Origin of the sequence: Corynebacterium sp. HMSC062E11 (assembly GCF_001811845.1) — a bacterium.
In the GTDB taxonomy this organism is placed as follows: Bacteria; Actinomycetota; Actinomycetes; order Mycobacteriales; family Mycobacteriaceae; genus Corynebacterium; species Corynebacterium hesseae.
In genome coordinates this window covers 16,468-30,941 of the sequence record NZ_KV806797.1, presented here as the reverse complement: position 1 = coordinate 30,941, position 14,474 = coordinate 16,468, and the positions used below count along the sequence as shown (strand labels likewise).

The following is a 14,474-nucleotide window of genomic DNA, read 5'->3' as shown; positions in this document are numbered from 1 at the left end:
TGAAAGAGAAACTGAAGCATGTTCAAGCCACGGTTTCGGTCTCACACTAACCCTCTAGCTCGCAAGGAGTTCAATAACAATGATCGGCACGCTCCTCTCATCTTTCGGCCTCTACAACGTTCTCACTCGCTTGGGCCACATGGCAGAAATCCCGGCTATCGAGAACTTCGTACAGTCCTTCCACGTTTAATCTTTCCCCCGCATAATTTCTAATTCTCTCAAGGAGACTTTTCTTATGGGCACCGTAGCAACCATCATCAGCTCCATCTTCGGTTCCGTCGCTAGCGCCGTTGGCCTTGGCCTTTCTTCCTTCGGCCTGTACTCCCTCTTGCTGGAAACCGGCCGTATCGCGCCGATTGCTCAGCTTGAGGCCCTCTTCTAAACCGACCAATACCAAAGCCCTAGCCCAGAAGTTGGGCTAGGGCTTTATTTCTATCTGTGGGAAGGGGCTAGGCCCCTCCCGCGGGATACGCTACTTAGTCACCGATCTGGTCGCGTCCGCGCTTCACAATCTTGTCATCCACCTGGCCAACGACCTCGTGGTCCTTGTTGGTGTATTCAAACTTGGAAAGCACGTAGCGCATCGCGTTGATGCGGGCACGCTTCTTGTCATTGGACTTAATGGTGATCCAGGGAGACTCTTCAGTGTCGGTGTAGCGGAACTGCTCCTCCTTCGCGCGGGTGTAATCATCCCACTTATCCAAGGACGCCAAGTCCATGGGCGAAAGCTTCCACTGACGGACCGGGTCGATCTGGCGGATGGCGAAGCGGGTGCGCTGCTCCTTGCGGGTCACGGAGAACCACAGCTTGGTCAGCGAAATACCAGAGCCGAGAATCATGTTCTCCAGCATCGGCACCTCGCGCAGGAACTCTGCGTGCTGGGACTCCGTGCAAAAGCCCATGACGCGCTCCACGCCGGAGCGGTTGTACCAGGAGCGGTCGAAGAAGACGATTTCGCCGCCACACGGGAAGTGTTCGATGTAGCGCTGGAAGTACCACGAGGTGGACTCGCGCGGGGAGGGCTTCTCGAGTGCTACGGTGCGGGCACCACGCGGGTTGAGGTGCTCGTTGAAGCGCTTGATGGTGCCGCCCTTACCAGCGGCGTCGCGGCCTTCGAAGAGAATGATGTGGCGCTGGCCGGTTTCCTTGGTCCAGTTCTGCCACTTCAGCAGCTCAATCTGCAGGGAGCGCTTAATGGACTCGTACTCGTCACGCGTCATGCGCTCCTCGTACGGGTAGTTCTCGCGCCAGGTTTCAACCGGTGAGCCATCCGGCATGATGAGTGAGGGATCGTCCTCATCGGAGTCATCGACGACGTAGCCGTCGGTCTGCGCAAGGTCGATCTCGGGGAGTTCGTCGTCTTTAATGTCAGCCATACCATTAATTCTATCTAGGAAGCAGGCATCTGGCTCGATAAAACGATTTGGAGCCGCGCAATTTACCCCCATAATGCCCGACAGGCGGCAGCCGCCACCCAGAATGTACGTTTCTAACAAACAGTGCCCCCAGAATTCGAGAATCTGGGGGCTTATTTGATCGATCCGTACACGCCACCGCCATGGCCAGGCGGGCGGGCAGGTTCTGGATACAGGAAACCCCGCTGCCCAAATGGGTCAGCGGGGTCAACGCTTAGTTCTGCGTGAGCAGCGTGGTGCTTAGAGCAGGCCGATCAGCTTGGAAGCGCCGTCAGCCATGGTGCCCAGACCGTAGAAGATGTTGAGCAGGAGGCCGATGATGCCGGTGGAAGAAAGGGTACCCATTTGAAATCTCCTTGGGATTGAAAGTGTGTGTTTAGTGCTTCCCTATGAAGGGAGCGAGCTTACTTCTTGGAGGACAGGCCCTCGAGAGCGGAGGTGTCCGGCTTAACGTCGTAGTTGTCGGCGGTAGCAGCGCCGGAGATGAGATCGAAGACGCTAGCGAAGCCGGTGAAGAGCTTCTTGATACCGTCAGCGAAGTCAGCGAAGTTGCCGAGCTGGTCACCGATGAAAGAAAGATCCATTGTGGTCTCCTCTTGTGAAGGCCGGGTCAAAAATGCCCGGAGGGGTTTGCAGTTTGCAGACACCCTCAACGGGCGTCACACGGAACTATTCTGGCACACCTCCCCGACTTTGCAAGTGCATTCGCAAGTGATTTTCCGCGTAAAGCACTGTAAAAATCGGGCCTTCACCGCACGTATTTTATTCACCATTTGTTAACCTAGGCAGCAACAATGCGCCTATCTGCACAAATAAACGACGGTGGGTTTCCTGCCTCAAAAAATCTTCGTCGAAACGTAACGCAAGCCCCTAAAACTGCGATTCATAGGACCGATTTACGGGGTAAACTCGCGACATTTTTCTCGCGATCGCATCGCGTTTTACCCCTATCCGGGGGAGCTAAAGGATACAAAAGGGTATCAAGACGAAGAAAGCTCCCCACGGTCAACCGTGGGGAGCATCTATTTTGCTAGTAGCTGAGGCCGCAAGGAACCTCAGCCCAGGGAGTAATGGACTAGAAGCCCATACCGCCCATTGCGTCAGCGTCCGGCATGCCAGCGCCTGCACCAGCCGGCTCCGGCTTGTCAGCCACAACCGCCTCAGTGGTCAGGAACAGAGCCGCGATGGACGCGGCGTTCTGCAGAGCAGAGCGGGTGACCTTGACCGGGTCATTGATGCCCGCAGCCATCAGGTCCACGTACTCGCCAGAAGCGGCGTTGAGGCCCTGGCCAGCCGGCAGGGACGCAACCTTGTCGGCAACAACGCCCGGCTCCAGGCCAGCGTTCTGAGCAATCTGCTTCAGCGGAGCAGACAGTGCCTCGCGGACGATCTTGACGCCGGTTGCCTCGTCACCGGTGAGGTCGGAGAGGGAATCCAGCACCTCAGCAGCCTGAAGCAGAGCCACGCCGCCGCCGGCGACGATGCCCTCCTCAACAGCAGCCTTGGCGTTGCGCACGGCATCCTCGATGCGGTGCTTACGCTCCTTGAGCTCAACCTCGGTAGCGGCACCAACCTTGAGGACTGCCACACCGCCGGCCAGCTTGGCCAGGCGCTCCTGCAGCTTCTCGCGGTCGTAGTCGGAATCGGAGTTCTCGATCTCGGCGCGGATCTGCTTGATGCGGCCGTCGATCTGCTCCTGGGAGCCAGCACCCTGAACGATGGTGGTCTCATCCTTGGTCACGACAACCTTGCGTGCCTGGCCGAGGTACTCGAGCTCGGTGGTCTCCAGGGAGAGGCCGACCTCCTCGGAAATGACCTGGCCGCCGGTGAGGATAGCCATGTCCTGCAGGGTGGCCTTGCGGCGGTCACCGAAGCCCGGAGCCTTCACAGCAACAGACTTGAAGGTGCCGCGGATCTTGTTGACCACGAGGGTGGACAGGGCCTCGCCCTCAACATCCTCAGCGATGATCAGCAGCGGCTTGCCGGTCTGCATAACCTTCTCCAGCAGCGGCACGAGGTCCTTGATGTTGGAGATCTTGGAGGAGACGAGCAGGATGTACGGATCCTCAAGGACTGCCTCCTGGCGCTCCATATCGGTAGCGAAGTAACCGGAGATGTAGCCCTTGTCGAAGCGCATACCTTCGGTGACCTCGAGGTCAACGCCGAAGGTGTTGGACTCCTCAACGGTGATAACGGAATCCTTGTTCACGGAGCCGTTGCCCACGGTGTACATAGCCTCAGCGATCTTCTCGCCGATTGCCGGGTCAGCAGCGGAGATACCTGCGGTGGTAGCGATCTCTTCCTGGGTCTCTACTTCCTTCGCGGAGGAGAGCAGGGAGTCTACAACCTTCTTGGTGGCGGCCTCGATGCCGCGCTTGATGCCCATCGGGTTGGAACCAGCGGCTACGTTGCGCAGGCCCTCACGAACAAGCGCCTGTGCCAGAACGGTAGCGGTGGTGGTGCCGTCACCGGCGACGTCATCGGTCTTCTTGGCAACTTCCTTGACCAGCTCAGCGCCGATCTTCTCGTACGGGTCCTCGAGTTCGATCTCGCGCGCGATGGAGACACCGTCGTTAGTAATGGTCGGGGCGCCCCAGGACTTCTCCAGGACGACGTTGCGGCCCTTGGGGCCGAGGGTGACCTTGACGGCGTCGGCAAGCGTGTTAAGACCACGCTCGAGGCCGCGACGTGCCTCTTCATCGAAGGCAATGATCTTTGCCATGTGTTTGTGCTCCTTAAGCTTTGTTGAGGACGACACTCACGTCTGATCTATGACGGACGCCCGCGACGGCACGGCTGGCGAGTGTTCTCCAGCCCCAACCACATAGATGACTCTGTTTATTTCTGGCACTTGCCATGTGGAAGTGCTAGCGACCATTCTGGCACTCAGACCTAGCGACTGCAAGGTTCAACACGAACGCTATAAGCGAACGGGCGGTGCAAAAGCACCGCCCGTTAATACGAACCGCCCGCTAAATCGAACCGTCCATTAAACCGAAGCCCTAGCTCCGCTTAAGCCTCGGCCTTCTTCGCCGTCCACTTGTACGCCGCAGCAATGCCGCCAACGAAGAGGATGACGCCGACGATCTTGGCAGCGGTTCCGCCCTCGAAGATCTCCAGCGGGGACTCGCCGCCCGACGCCGCGATGATGCCGGCGTTGACCACGCCGAAGAGGGACTCACCGACGATGAGGCCAGTGGCCAGCAGCGTGCCCATGCGCTTAGCAAAGTCCGGCTTGGACTGGCGTGCCGCCCAGCGGTTGTAGAAGGCCCCCAAGATGGCGCCAATCGGAACCACAATCGTGATGGCCGCCGGCAGGTACATGCCCATGCCCACCGCCAGCGGGGACAGGGAGTACTTGTCGGTGAAGTGGCGCAGGCACTCGTCGACGATGATGATGACGGCGCCGATCGCCGCACCCAGACCGATGAGATCCCACGGCAACGAGTTATCAAAAATACCGGATGCCACCGAGGACATCAGCGCGGCCTGCGGTGCAGCCAGTGCGTCCTCACCGGCGCCCTCCATGCCCTGGAAACCAAAGCCGGTGAGCATGACCTGCAGAATCGGCGGAATCACCAAGGAGCCGAAGAGGACACCGATGATGAGCGCTACCTGCTGCTTCCACGGCGTCGCGCCAACCAGCTGACCGGTCTTGAGGTCCTGCAGGTTGTCATTGGAAATCGTCGCAATGCCGAAGACGATGGCCGCGGTAAACAGCGTGTAGGCCACCAGCGAGAGCGGCTCCGCATCCGTACCGCGCGTCACGGCGGCAATCAGCAATGCGGCGGTGATGACCGCGATGATGCCGATAGATGAGATCGGCGAGTTGGACGCACCAATGAGACCAGCCATGTAGCCACACACCGACGCGATAACGAGGCCCACAAGCAAGGTAAAGAGTACGGAGACCGTGATGAGGACGGCCATGTGGTCATGAATATCGGTGCCGCGCACGAAGTTCCACAGCAGCAGTCCAATCGGGACCATGAGAAGAAGGATCGTGCCAACGACATACGGTGCCGGAATATCGCGCTCCTCCACCGCCACCTGGTGGCCGTCCTTGCGGTTACGGGAGGAAGCGAAGGACTCAGCCATGCCCTTGACAATCGGACCGGAAATCTTGATCAGCGTCCAAATGGCGGCGATGGCCATGGTACCCACGCCGATGAAGCGGATCCTGTCGGAGAAGACCGTGTCGACGGTGTCCATGATCGTGGCCGGGTCACTCAGTGCCTCCCCACCGGTGAGGATGGGAAGCAGGATGAGGTAGGAAATGACCACGCCGACGAGCATGGCGATACCCACCGCCAAGCCCACGAGGTGGCCCACACCGACCAACGCCAGGGACAGGGAGGTGCCGAGCGTCGTCGCACCCGAGCCCAGCTTGAAATAGGTGGCCACCTCAGAGGCTGCAGCCTTCATCGCGGCAAGCAAAGCCATGACGGCGGAAAGGATGCCACCAAAGACGATGACGCGCAGGCCCTTCGCGTTTTCCTCGTGCGCGGCCTCGCCGTCCTCGCCGGAGCTATCGCCCACCTTGAGGACCTCGGCCGCGGCCACGCCCTCCGGGTAGGGCAGATCGGAGCCCGTCACCAGCGCACGGCGCAGCGGGATGGAGTACATCACGCCGAGCACGCCACCGATGGCGCACACCGCGGCGGTATCGACGAAGGAGAAGCCCTGCCAGTAGCCCACCATGACCAGGCCGGGGAGCACGAAGATGATGGCGGACAAAGTGCCGGCTGCCGACGCGATGGTCTGCACAATGTTGTTCTCTTTGACGTTGTGCCCGGCGAAGCGGCGCAGCACCGCCATAGAAATCACGGCAGCGGGAATGGACGTGGCAAACGTCAGACCCACCTTGAGGCCCAGATACACGTTGGCGGCGGTAAAAATGAGAGTGATGAGCCCACCAATGATGATGCCCCGGAGCGTGAGCTCGCGAACCGTGGACTGGGAACCTTCGGCGGTGGTAGTCGCCATGTCAGGTCCTTTCTAAAAGAATTTGGACTAGAACCATGAATACATTACTACCTAACGCTCGGCAGGCCGATTCGAGGATGCGAGTAGGTTGGAGGGCATGAGCAACATTTCTGAGTTTGTCAGCAACGACCGCGATACGATTTTCCAGCAACTCAAGGAGCTCGTCTCCTTCAATTCCGTCCACAACGAGCCGGGCCTCGAGGACCAGCCCGCGAAGGCTGCCGAGTGGGTTCAGGCCGCGCTTGTCGACGCCAACTTCACCCCCGAAGCCATCACCACCGCTGATGGTTCCACGGCGATCGTCGCCAAGCGCCCCGGCAAGGAGGGCGCGAAGACGGTGCTGCTGTACTCGCACTACGACGTGGTTCCTGCCGGAAACCCCGACGCGTGGGACTCCGATCCTTTCACCCTGACTGAGCGCGAGGGCCGCTGGTACGGCCGCGGCGCCGCGGACTGCAAGGGTAACGTGGCCATGCACCTCGCCGCGCTGCGCGCGCTCGACGCTCACGGTGGAACCGATCTCAACCTCACCGTGCTCATCGAGGGCTCTGAGGAACGCGGCGGCGAGGGCCTGTCCGCGCTCATCGAACAGCGCCCGGAGCTCTTCGCCGCCGACGCCATCCTCATCGCCGACGCCGGCAACGCCAAGGCAGGCGTGCCGACCCTGACCACCTCCCTGCGCGGCGGCTCCCAGATCAACGTCAAGGTCTCCACCCTCAACTCGGCTGTGCACTCCGGCCAGTTCGGCGGCGCGGCTCCCGACGCCGTCAAGGCCCTTATGCGTGCGTTGGATTCCTTAACGGATGAGTACGGCCGCACGACTATCGACGGCGTCGATTGTGAGGGCACCTGGCCGCTGGCCGAGGGCCAGGACACCGCCTACCGCGAGGAGGATTTCCGCGCCGACGCCCAGATGCTCGAGGGCACTGAGATCATGGGCGCGAAGGATCCGGCAGGCGCCACCGCCATCGCGGACATGATCTGGGCCCGCCCCGCCGTGACCGTGACCGGCTTTACCTCCACCCCGGTCTCCGAGGCGGTCAACGCCGTGCCCGCTACCGCCGAAGCCAACATCAACCTGCGCACCCCCGCCACCATGGATCCCCGCTCCACCGCGGAGGCAGTGGCCGAGCACCTGAAGAAGCACATTCCGTGGGGCGCGCACATCGAGGTCACCATCCTCGAGGCCAACCTGGGCTTCGAAACCGATCCGTCCAAGCCCGCCGTCGCCCTGCTCGGTGAGTGCCTGGGCGAGGCCTACGGTTCCGAGACCATCACCCAGGGCATGGGCGGCTCCATCCCGCTGACCGTGGAGCTGCAGGAGAAGCACCCGAACGCAGAGATTGCGCTCTTTGGTGTCGAGGAGCCGCAGTGCACCATCCACTCCGCTAACGAGTCGGTCGACCCGACTGAGATTGAGAAGATTGCGATCGCTGAGGCGCTCTTCCTCCAGCGTTTCGCTTAGGCGAAACGATCCCTGCCCGACCGCGCAATCCACTGGGCAGGGATCGTCTTCTTTTCAGTTGGCCGCTTGGCGACGTGGCGGAACGCCAACAGGAGACACAGATATAACTGTATGAAACGAAAATGTGAAAATTGGGATTTCAGACTGTATCGTGAGCACTAGTGAACGCCCGCCGCTGCGGTGGGTTTTGCCCAGTCCCCGACAAGGAAAGGACGCCACGCAACCTCGTGCTCACTCTCTTCAGCGCCTTGGTACTTACTACCATCGCCGCTCCATTCCTCCTTTTCTATCTCGGCCGCCGCGCCTTCGGCCTCCTTGCCGTCGTGCCCGCGGTGGGATTCTTCTGGGTGCTCCAACAGCTCACCACCGGAACGCTGCGCGACGGCAACCAGCTGGCATACGACCTCAACTGGATGCCCGCCGCGCACCTCAATATCAGCTTCCGCATGGACGCGCTTTCCGCGTTATTCAGCCTCATCATCTTGGGAGTAGGCGCGCTGGTCTTGCTTTATTGCTGGGGCTATTTCGACCATTCCCGGCGGCGCCTCGCCCTCTTCGGTGGCCAGATGGTGGGCTTTGCCACGGCCATGTATGGCTTGGTCATTTCCGATAATTTCCTGCTGCTCTACGTCTTCTGGGAAATCACCTCCCTGCTGTCTTTCCTCTTGGTGAGCTACTACGGCGAGCGTGCCTCGTCGCGTCGATCAGCGCAGCAGGCCCTCATGGTGACCGTTCTGGGCGGCCTCGCCATGTTGGTGGGTATCACCCTCCTCGGCCGCCAGACCGGCGCGTGGTCTTTCAGCGGTATCGCCGCCACCGAAGACCTCGCCAACACCCCCTACCTCACCGTGGCCATCGTGCTGATTCTCTGCGGTGCGCTCTCCAAGTCCGCCATCGCCCCGGCCCACTTCTGGCTGCCCGGCGCCATGGCCGCGCCGACCCCGGTCTCTGCCTACCTGCACTCCGCGGCGATGGTGAAGGCCGGCATCTACCTCGTCGCGCGCCTTGCCCCCTCGGTGCATGACATTTCTACCTGGCACCTCGTGGTCATCCCCCTTGGCGCTTTCACCATGTTGCTCGGTGGCTGGATGGCGCTCAAGCAGCGCGACCTGAAGCTGGTTCTGGCCTACGGTACCGTCTCGCAGCTGGGTTTTATCACCGCCATCATCGCCATCGGCTCCCGCGAGGCCATGCAGGCAGGACTGGCGCTGACCTTCGCGCACTCCCTCTTCAAAGCAGCGCTCTTCATGATCGTCGGCGCCATCGACCACTCGGCGGGCACGAGGGACATCGACAAGCTTGCGGGCCTGGGCAAGAAGAAACCCGCGCTGTACATCCTGGCCCTCCTCCCCGCGATGTCTATGGCCGGTATCCCGCCGCTGCTGGGCTTCGTGTCCAAGGAGGCCACGCTCGAGGCGATCATGCACGAGGAGCTCTTGGTCGGCATGCCGCGCAACATGCTGCTCGTGACGGTCGTCGTCGGCTCCGCGCTGACCATGGCCTATGCGCTGCGCTTCCTCTGGGGCGCGTTCTCCTCGAAGGGGCAGGAGGAGCCCTCTGAAGCGGTAGCGAATATGCACCACATCGGCCCCTTCCTGTGGATCCCGCCGACGGTACTGACTCTGCTGACCATCTTCTTTGGTCTGCTGCCGCTGCCTTTGTCCCACGGCATCACGCAGCACCTGGACAACACCTTTGGCGCGAAGCACGCGTCCGAACTAGCGCTATGGCATGGCTTCACCATCCCGTTGCTGCTCTCCGTGGTCATCATCGTCGCCGGTTCTCTCCTGCACTGGCAGCGCCAAGCCCTCACGAAGGCCCAGTTCACCTACCCGGCCTTGGGCTCGGCCGATGACTCCTACGACGCCGTCATCAACGCCCTGCGCCAACTCTCCCTGCGCATCACCGCTTCCACGCAGCGCGGTTCGCTGCAGTTCAACCTCACGGTCATCTTTGCCACCCTCATGGTGCTGCCCATCGTCATGCTCATCCGCGGCGACCTCACCAACGTGCACATGATCGTGGCCGAGAACCCCTGGCAGGCCATCGCAGCGGTGGTCATCATCATCGCCGCCATCGCCGCCACGGTGCTGGATAACCGCCTCTCCGGCGTCATCCTGGTGGGCGCGACGGGCTACGCCTTGTCCTTCATCTTTGCGCTTCACGGCGCGCCGGACTTGGCGCTGACGCAGCTCCTCGTGGAGACCATCATTATGGTGCTCTTCATGCTCGTGCTGCGCCGCATGCCGGCGAATACCGAGTGGAAGCAGGACCCCAAATCCGGCCGCCTGCGCGCGTGGCTGGCGGTGGGCGTGGGCCTGGCCGTCACCGTGGTGGGCATGTTCGCCATCAACGCCCGGCGCGAGGAACCCATCTCGCAGTACATGCCGGAATTGGCCAAGGAGATCGGCCACGGCGCCAACACGGTCAACGTCTTGCTCGTGGACCTGCGCGCGTGGGATACCTTCGGCGAAATCACGGTGCTCATCATCGCGGCGACGGGTATCGCCTCGCTGATCTACCGCACGCAGAGTTTCACCCGCTCCTCCCGCCGCCCGACCTTGCAGGTCACCGGCCGCCGCTGGCTGGCCGCGGGCGTGGAATCAGAGAAGGCGCTCAACCGCTCGCTCATGGTGGACGTGAGCACCCACATCCTCTTCCCCTCGATGATGGTGCTCTCCCTGTACTTCTTCTTCGGCGGCCACAACGCCCCCGGCGGCGGTTTTGCCGGCGGCCTCGTGGCGGCCTTGGCGCTGATTCTGCGCTACCTGGCCGGCGGGCGCGCGGAGCTCGATGAGGCGCTGCCTCTCGACGGCGGCCGCACCATGGCGGTCGGCTTGCTGCTCTCCCTCAGCGCAGTCATCACCCCGATGCTCTTGGGCTACCCGCCGCTGACCACCGGGTACACGAAGGTCGGGGTGCCACTCATCGGTGATGTATCCCTGCCTTCGGCGCTGATTTTCGACGCCGGCGTCTACCTCATCGTCGTCGGCCTCACGCTCTACGTCCTGTCCTCCTTGGGCGCCAAGCTCGATGAGGAAGAAGAGATACGTAAGCAACGCGCCCGCGACCGCGCCCGCTCCCTGGCACGCCGGGCGAACGAGAAAGAAACCACTGCCACTGCAGAGAAAGGACGCGCCTAATGGATGCCAACCTCATGCTCCTACTCGCTGCGGGCGTACTCTGCGGCGCCGGGGTGTACTTGTTGCTAGACCGCGCCATGACCAAGATGCTGCTCGGCATCTTGATGCTGGGCAATGGTGCGAACCTCTTCATGCTCATGGCCGGCGGTAAGGCTGGCTCGCCGCCAATCGACGGCCGGACTTCCCTGCCCTATGGCGAGGAAATCGCCGATCCGCTGGCTCAGGCGATGATCCTCACGGCCATCGTCATTTCGATGGCGCTGACCGGCTTCATTCTCACCTTGGCCTACCGCCAGTACCGTTACCGCACGGCGGACGTGATTGAGGACGACACCGAGGACACCGCCATCGCGGCGATGGCCTCGCGCCCGGGCAATGCCTCGGCTGCCCCGGACCACGATGCTTCCAATGACCCGACCACCGGCCGCAACACCAAGGAAGGCGATAAGTTTGGCCCCGAGTTCTTCGAGGCTCCCGTGAAGGAGGCCACCGATGAGTGAGACCATCTCGCCCCTGGTGGATCTGTTGCTGCCGTATATCAGCTACCTGATCCCCCTGCCGATCATCATCCCGGCTTTGGCCGCCGCGCTGGCGATGCTCTTTGCGCGCAATGCCCATGCGCAACGTCGCATCGCCTTCTTCTCCCTGCTCACGCTCGCCACGGTGAACGCCGCGTTGATTTTCATCGCGGATACCACCGGCATTCAGACCGTGCAGGTGGGCGGCTGGGACGCACCGGTGGGCATCACGCTGGTGGCGGACCGTTTGTCCACGGTCATGCTCTTTACCTCCTCCGTCGTCCTGTTCTCCGTGATGTGGTACGCCATTTCCCAGGGCGTGCGCGACGGCACCAAGGACGAGCCGGTGGCGGTCTTCCTGCCCACCTACATGTTGCTGACCATGGGCGTAAACGTGTCCTTCCTGGCCGGTGATTTGTTCAACCTCTACGTGGGCTTCGAAATCTTCCTCGTGGCCTCGTATGTGCTGCTGACCCTCGGCGCCTCGCCTGCGCGCGTGCGTGCGGGCGTGGGATATGTCATGGTCTCCATGGCCTCCTCGCTCATCTTCGTGCTGGCCTTGGCTTATATCTACGCCGCGGTGGGCACGATGAACATGGCCCAAATTGGTATCCGCATGGAAGATATCCCGGCGGGCACCCGCTCCGCAGTGTTCGCCGTGCTACTCATTGCCTTTGGCATTAAGGCAGCCGTCTTCCCACTGGACGCCTGGCTGCCGGACTCCTACCCCACCGCACCTTCGCTGGTCACCGCAGTCTTCGCGGGCCTGCTCACCAAGGTCGGTGTCTACGCCATCATCCGCGCGCGCACCTCCATCTTCACCGCTGGTGGGTTAGATAACCTGCTTATGTGGGTCGCGCTGGCCACGATGCTCGTGGGTATTTTGGGTGCCATCGCCCAATCGGATATCAAACGATTACTGTCCTTCACGCTGGTCAGCCACATCGGTTATATGATCTTTGGCGTTGCCCTCGGAACCGCGCAGGGCTTGTCAGGCGCCATCTTCTACGCTGTGCACCACATTCTGGTGCAGACCGCGCTCTTCCTGGTGGTGGGCCTCATCGAGCGCCAAGCCGGCACCTCTTCGCTGCGGCGCTTGGGCTCGCTGATTTATTCCGCACCGCTCATCGCCATTTTGTACTTCATCCCGGCCATGAACCTGGGCGGCATCCCGCCCTTCTCCGGCTTCCTGGGCAAGATCATGTTGATTCAGGCCGGCGCGAACGAGGGTTCCTGGATGTCGTGGGTCCTCATCGGCGGCGCTGTCCTCACTTCGCTGCTGACCCTCTACGTCATGATCCTCGTGTGGGCCAAGGGCTTCCTGCGTGATCGCAGGGATGCCCCCGAAGGCAACCTCGCCATGGCGCGGCCCTCCCCGCTCGGGGAGGTCACCGAGTACGTCGAATTGGAGGAGCGCGCCGATGTCGGCCGCGTACCCTTCGGCATGCTGGCTTCCACGTCCCTGCTCGTCATCGCTTCAGTATCGATGACCTTCCTCGCCGGCCCCATCTCCGGGGTTACCACCCGCGCGGCGACGTCCGCGCAGGATGACTCCATCTACCGCTACGCCGTGCTGGGGGATTCCGCCGAGGACCCAACGCGGCACTTGGACCCCGCCGAACGCTACGAGGAGGGCGCCGATTCGCGGAAGAACCGCAGCGAGCCCCTCCCGGATCCGGAGCCGGTGGCGCCGACAACGAGGACGTCGCCAAGCGCCACGCCTGCATTGCCCACCTCCGTGGATAAGGAAGAAAAGGAGGTTTCGCGATGAGATTCTCCGGAATTAAGCACCGCTTCCGCCCGTGGTTCATGGTGTGGATCATCGTCATGTGGTGCATGCTCATGGGCGAAGTCACCGTGGCGAACCTGGTGGGCGGGCTGATTGCCAGCCTGTTCATTGTCTTCGCGCTGCCGCTGCCGGCGATGCCCGTGGCGGGGATTTCGGTGAGCTGGGGCAAGCTGATTGTCTTCATGGCGCAGTGGTTTATAGAGCTCATGGAAGCTTCCATCAAGGTGGGCTGGCTGGCCGTGCGCCCGCAGGAGGTGCCGAAGACCGCGATTGTCAGGCTCCCGATGCGCGTGGAGAATGAGTTCGTTCTGGCGCTGGCGGTCAGCTTGTACAACCTGCAGCCGGGCGGCACGGTGTCCGATATCGACATTGCGAACCGCATGCTCACCATCCATCTCCTCGACGCCGATTCTGAAGCCCACCTGGAGCGTGAGATCGCCGCGGTGCGCAAGCTGGAGGCCGATATGATTGCCATCTTCGAAAGGAGCCACCCCTGATGGATACTGACGTGTATAACATCCTGCTCACCGTGGCCGCGGGCTTCCTCGTGGTGGCCTTCCTCATCACCACGTGGCGCATCGTCATCGGGCCCAACTCGCTCGACCGGCTCATCGCGATGGACGGGCTCGTGGCCATGTTCCAATGCGCCCTGGCCACCTACATCTGTTGGACGCTGGACACGACGGTCTCCAACGCGATGTTGGTGGTGGCGCTCCTCGGATTCATTTCGACGGTCTCCGTTACTCGCTTTAGGAAGAGGGACTCATGAGTTATGCAGTAGTTGCCGATATCCTCTCCATCATCCTCATTCTCCTTGGCTCGATACTCACCTTGGCGGCCGCGATTGGAGTGGCGCGTTTTAAGGACACGATGGCGCGCGTGCACGCCATTGCCAAACCGCAAACCACCGGGCTCATCTTCACGATTTTGGGTGCCATCATCAAGGTGACGGGTTCGGAGAGCTTCAGCGTTGCTGAGCGCGGCGACTTGGGCATCCTGGTGCTGCTTGTTCTTTTCGCCATGATCACCAGCCCGGTGACCGCGCAAAGAACCACGCGCATCGCCCGCCGTGAGGGCTTGTACGGCCCGCCGGAGTCAATGCTGCGCAATGAGGCCCCTGCCGCGCGTTCCATGCGCCGAAAGTAGGGACACGGGCGC

At 61.8% G+C, this 14,474-nt stretch carries 12 protein-coding genes; 8 read left to right on the top strand and 4 right to left on the bottom strand.

All coding sequences use genetic code 11. The annotated features are described in order from the left end of the window. The first annotated feature begins 235 nt into the window (after nt 1-235). Nucleotides 236-382, top strand: a complete 147-nt coding sequence (locus HMPREF2822_RS13305; protein ID WP_158014572.1) for a hypothetical protein — start codon at nt 236-238, stop codon at nt 380-382. 94 nt (nt 383-476) lie between these two features. Here the strand turns inward: HMPREF2822_RS13305 and ppk2 are convergent, their stop codons facing one another. The 4 genes from ppk2 to HMPREF2822_RS06655 form a co-directional block, all read right to left on the bottom strand. Then, the gene (ppk2, locus tag HMPREF2822_RS06670; protein WP_070522677.1) at nt 477-1,376 is read right to left on the bottom strand and encodes a polyphosphate kinase 2; all 900 of its coding nucleotides are present in this window, start codon (nt 1,374-1,376) and stop codon (nt 477-479) included. 443 nt (nt 1,377-1,819) lie between these two features. Beyond that, complete coding sequence (locus HMPREF2822_RS06665) at nt 1,820-1,999, bottom strand: PorH family porin (RefSeq protein WP_070522674.1); 180 nt, start codon at nt 1,997-1,999, stop codon at nt 1,820-1,822. Between the two features lie 491 nt (nt 2,000-2,490). After that, nucleotides 2,491-4,137 (bottom strand): chaperonin GroEL, encoded by a 1,647-nt coding sequence (gene groL, locus HMPREF2822_RS06660; protein WP_070522669.1) that lies wholly within the window; start codon nt 4,135-4,137, stop codon nt 2,491-2,493. Between the two features lie 290 nt (nt 4,138-4,427). After that, nucleotides 4,428-6,401 carry an OPT family oligopeptide transporter gene (locus HMPREF2822_RS06655; protein ID WP_070522666.1) on the bottom strand — a complete coding sequence of 658 codons (1,974 nt, stop codon included), beginning with the start codon at nt 6,399-6,401 and terminating at the stop codon, nt 4,428-4,430. Between the two features lie 97 nt (nt 6,402-6,498). Here HMPREF2822_RS06655 and HMPREF2822_RS06650 point away from each other — a divergent pair, with 97 nt between their 5' ends. From HMPREF2822_RS06650 to HMPREF2822_RS06620, 7 genes are all read left to right on the top strand, one after another. After that, complete coding sequence (locus tag HMPREF2822_RS06650) at nt 6,499-7,866, top strand: dipeptidase (protein WP_070522663.1); 1,368 nt, start codon at nt 6,499-6,501, stop codon at nt 7,864-7,866. Between the two features lie 227 nt (nt 7,867-8,093). Continuing rightward, nucleotides 8,094-11,009 (top strand): Na+/H+ antiporter subunit A, encoded by a 2,916-nt coding sequence (locus HMPREF2822_RS06645; protein WP_070522660.1) that lies wholly within the window; start codon nt 8,094-8,096, stop codon nt 11,007-11,009. Continuing rightward, a complete protein-coding gene (locus HMPREF2822_RS06640) occupies nt 11,009-11,509 on the top strand; it encodes a Na(+)/H(+) antiporter subunit C (RefSeq protein ID WP_070522657.1) in 501 nt (166 codons plus the stop codon). Before HMPREF2822_RS06645 ends, HMPREF2822_RS06640 begins: the two co-directional genes overlap by 1 nt. Beyond that, nucleotides 11,502-13,298 carry a Na+/H+ antiporter subunit D gene (locus tag HMPREF2822_RS06635; protein ID WP_070522654.1) on the top strand — a complete coding sequence of 599 codons (1,797 nt, stop codon included), beginning with the start codon at nt 11,502-11,504 and terminating at the stop codon, nt 13,296-13,298. Before HMPREF2822_RS06640 ends, HMPREF2822_RS06635 begins: the two co-directional genes overlap by 8 nt. After that, nucleotides 13,295-13,813, top strand: a complete 519-nt coding sequence (locus tag HMPREF2822_RS06630) for a Na+/H+ antiporter subunit E (protein WP_070522651.1) — start codon at nt 13,295-13,297, stop codon at nt 13,811-13,813. The genes HMPREF2822_RS06635 and HMPREF2822_RS06630 overlap by 4 nt, the downstream gene beginning before the upstream one ends. Beyond that, nucleotides 13,813-14,085, top strand: coding sequence for a monovalent cation/H+ antiporter complex subunit F (locus HMPREF2822_RS06625; protein WP_010188770.1), 273 nt, complete (start codon nt 13,813-13,815; stop codon nt 14,083-14,085). The genes HMPREF2822_RS06630 and HMPREF2822_RS06625 overlap by 1 nt, the downstream gene beginning before the upstream one ends. After that, nucleotides 14,082-14,462, top strand: coding sequence for a monovalent cation/H(+) antiporter subunit G (locus HMPREF2822_RS06620; protein ID WP_070522648.1), 381 nt, complete (start codon nt 14,082-14,084; stop codon nt 14,460-14,462). Before HMPREF2822_RS06625 ends, HMPREF2822_RS06620 begins: the two co-directional genes overlap by 4 nt. The last annotated feature ends 12 nt before the right edge of the window (nt 14,463-14,474 follow it).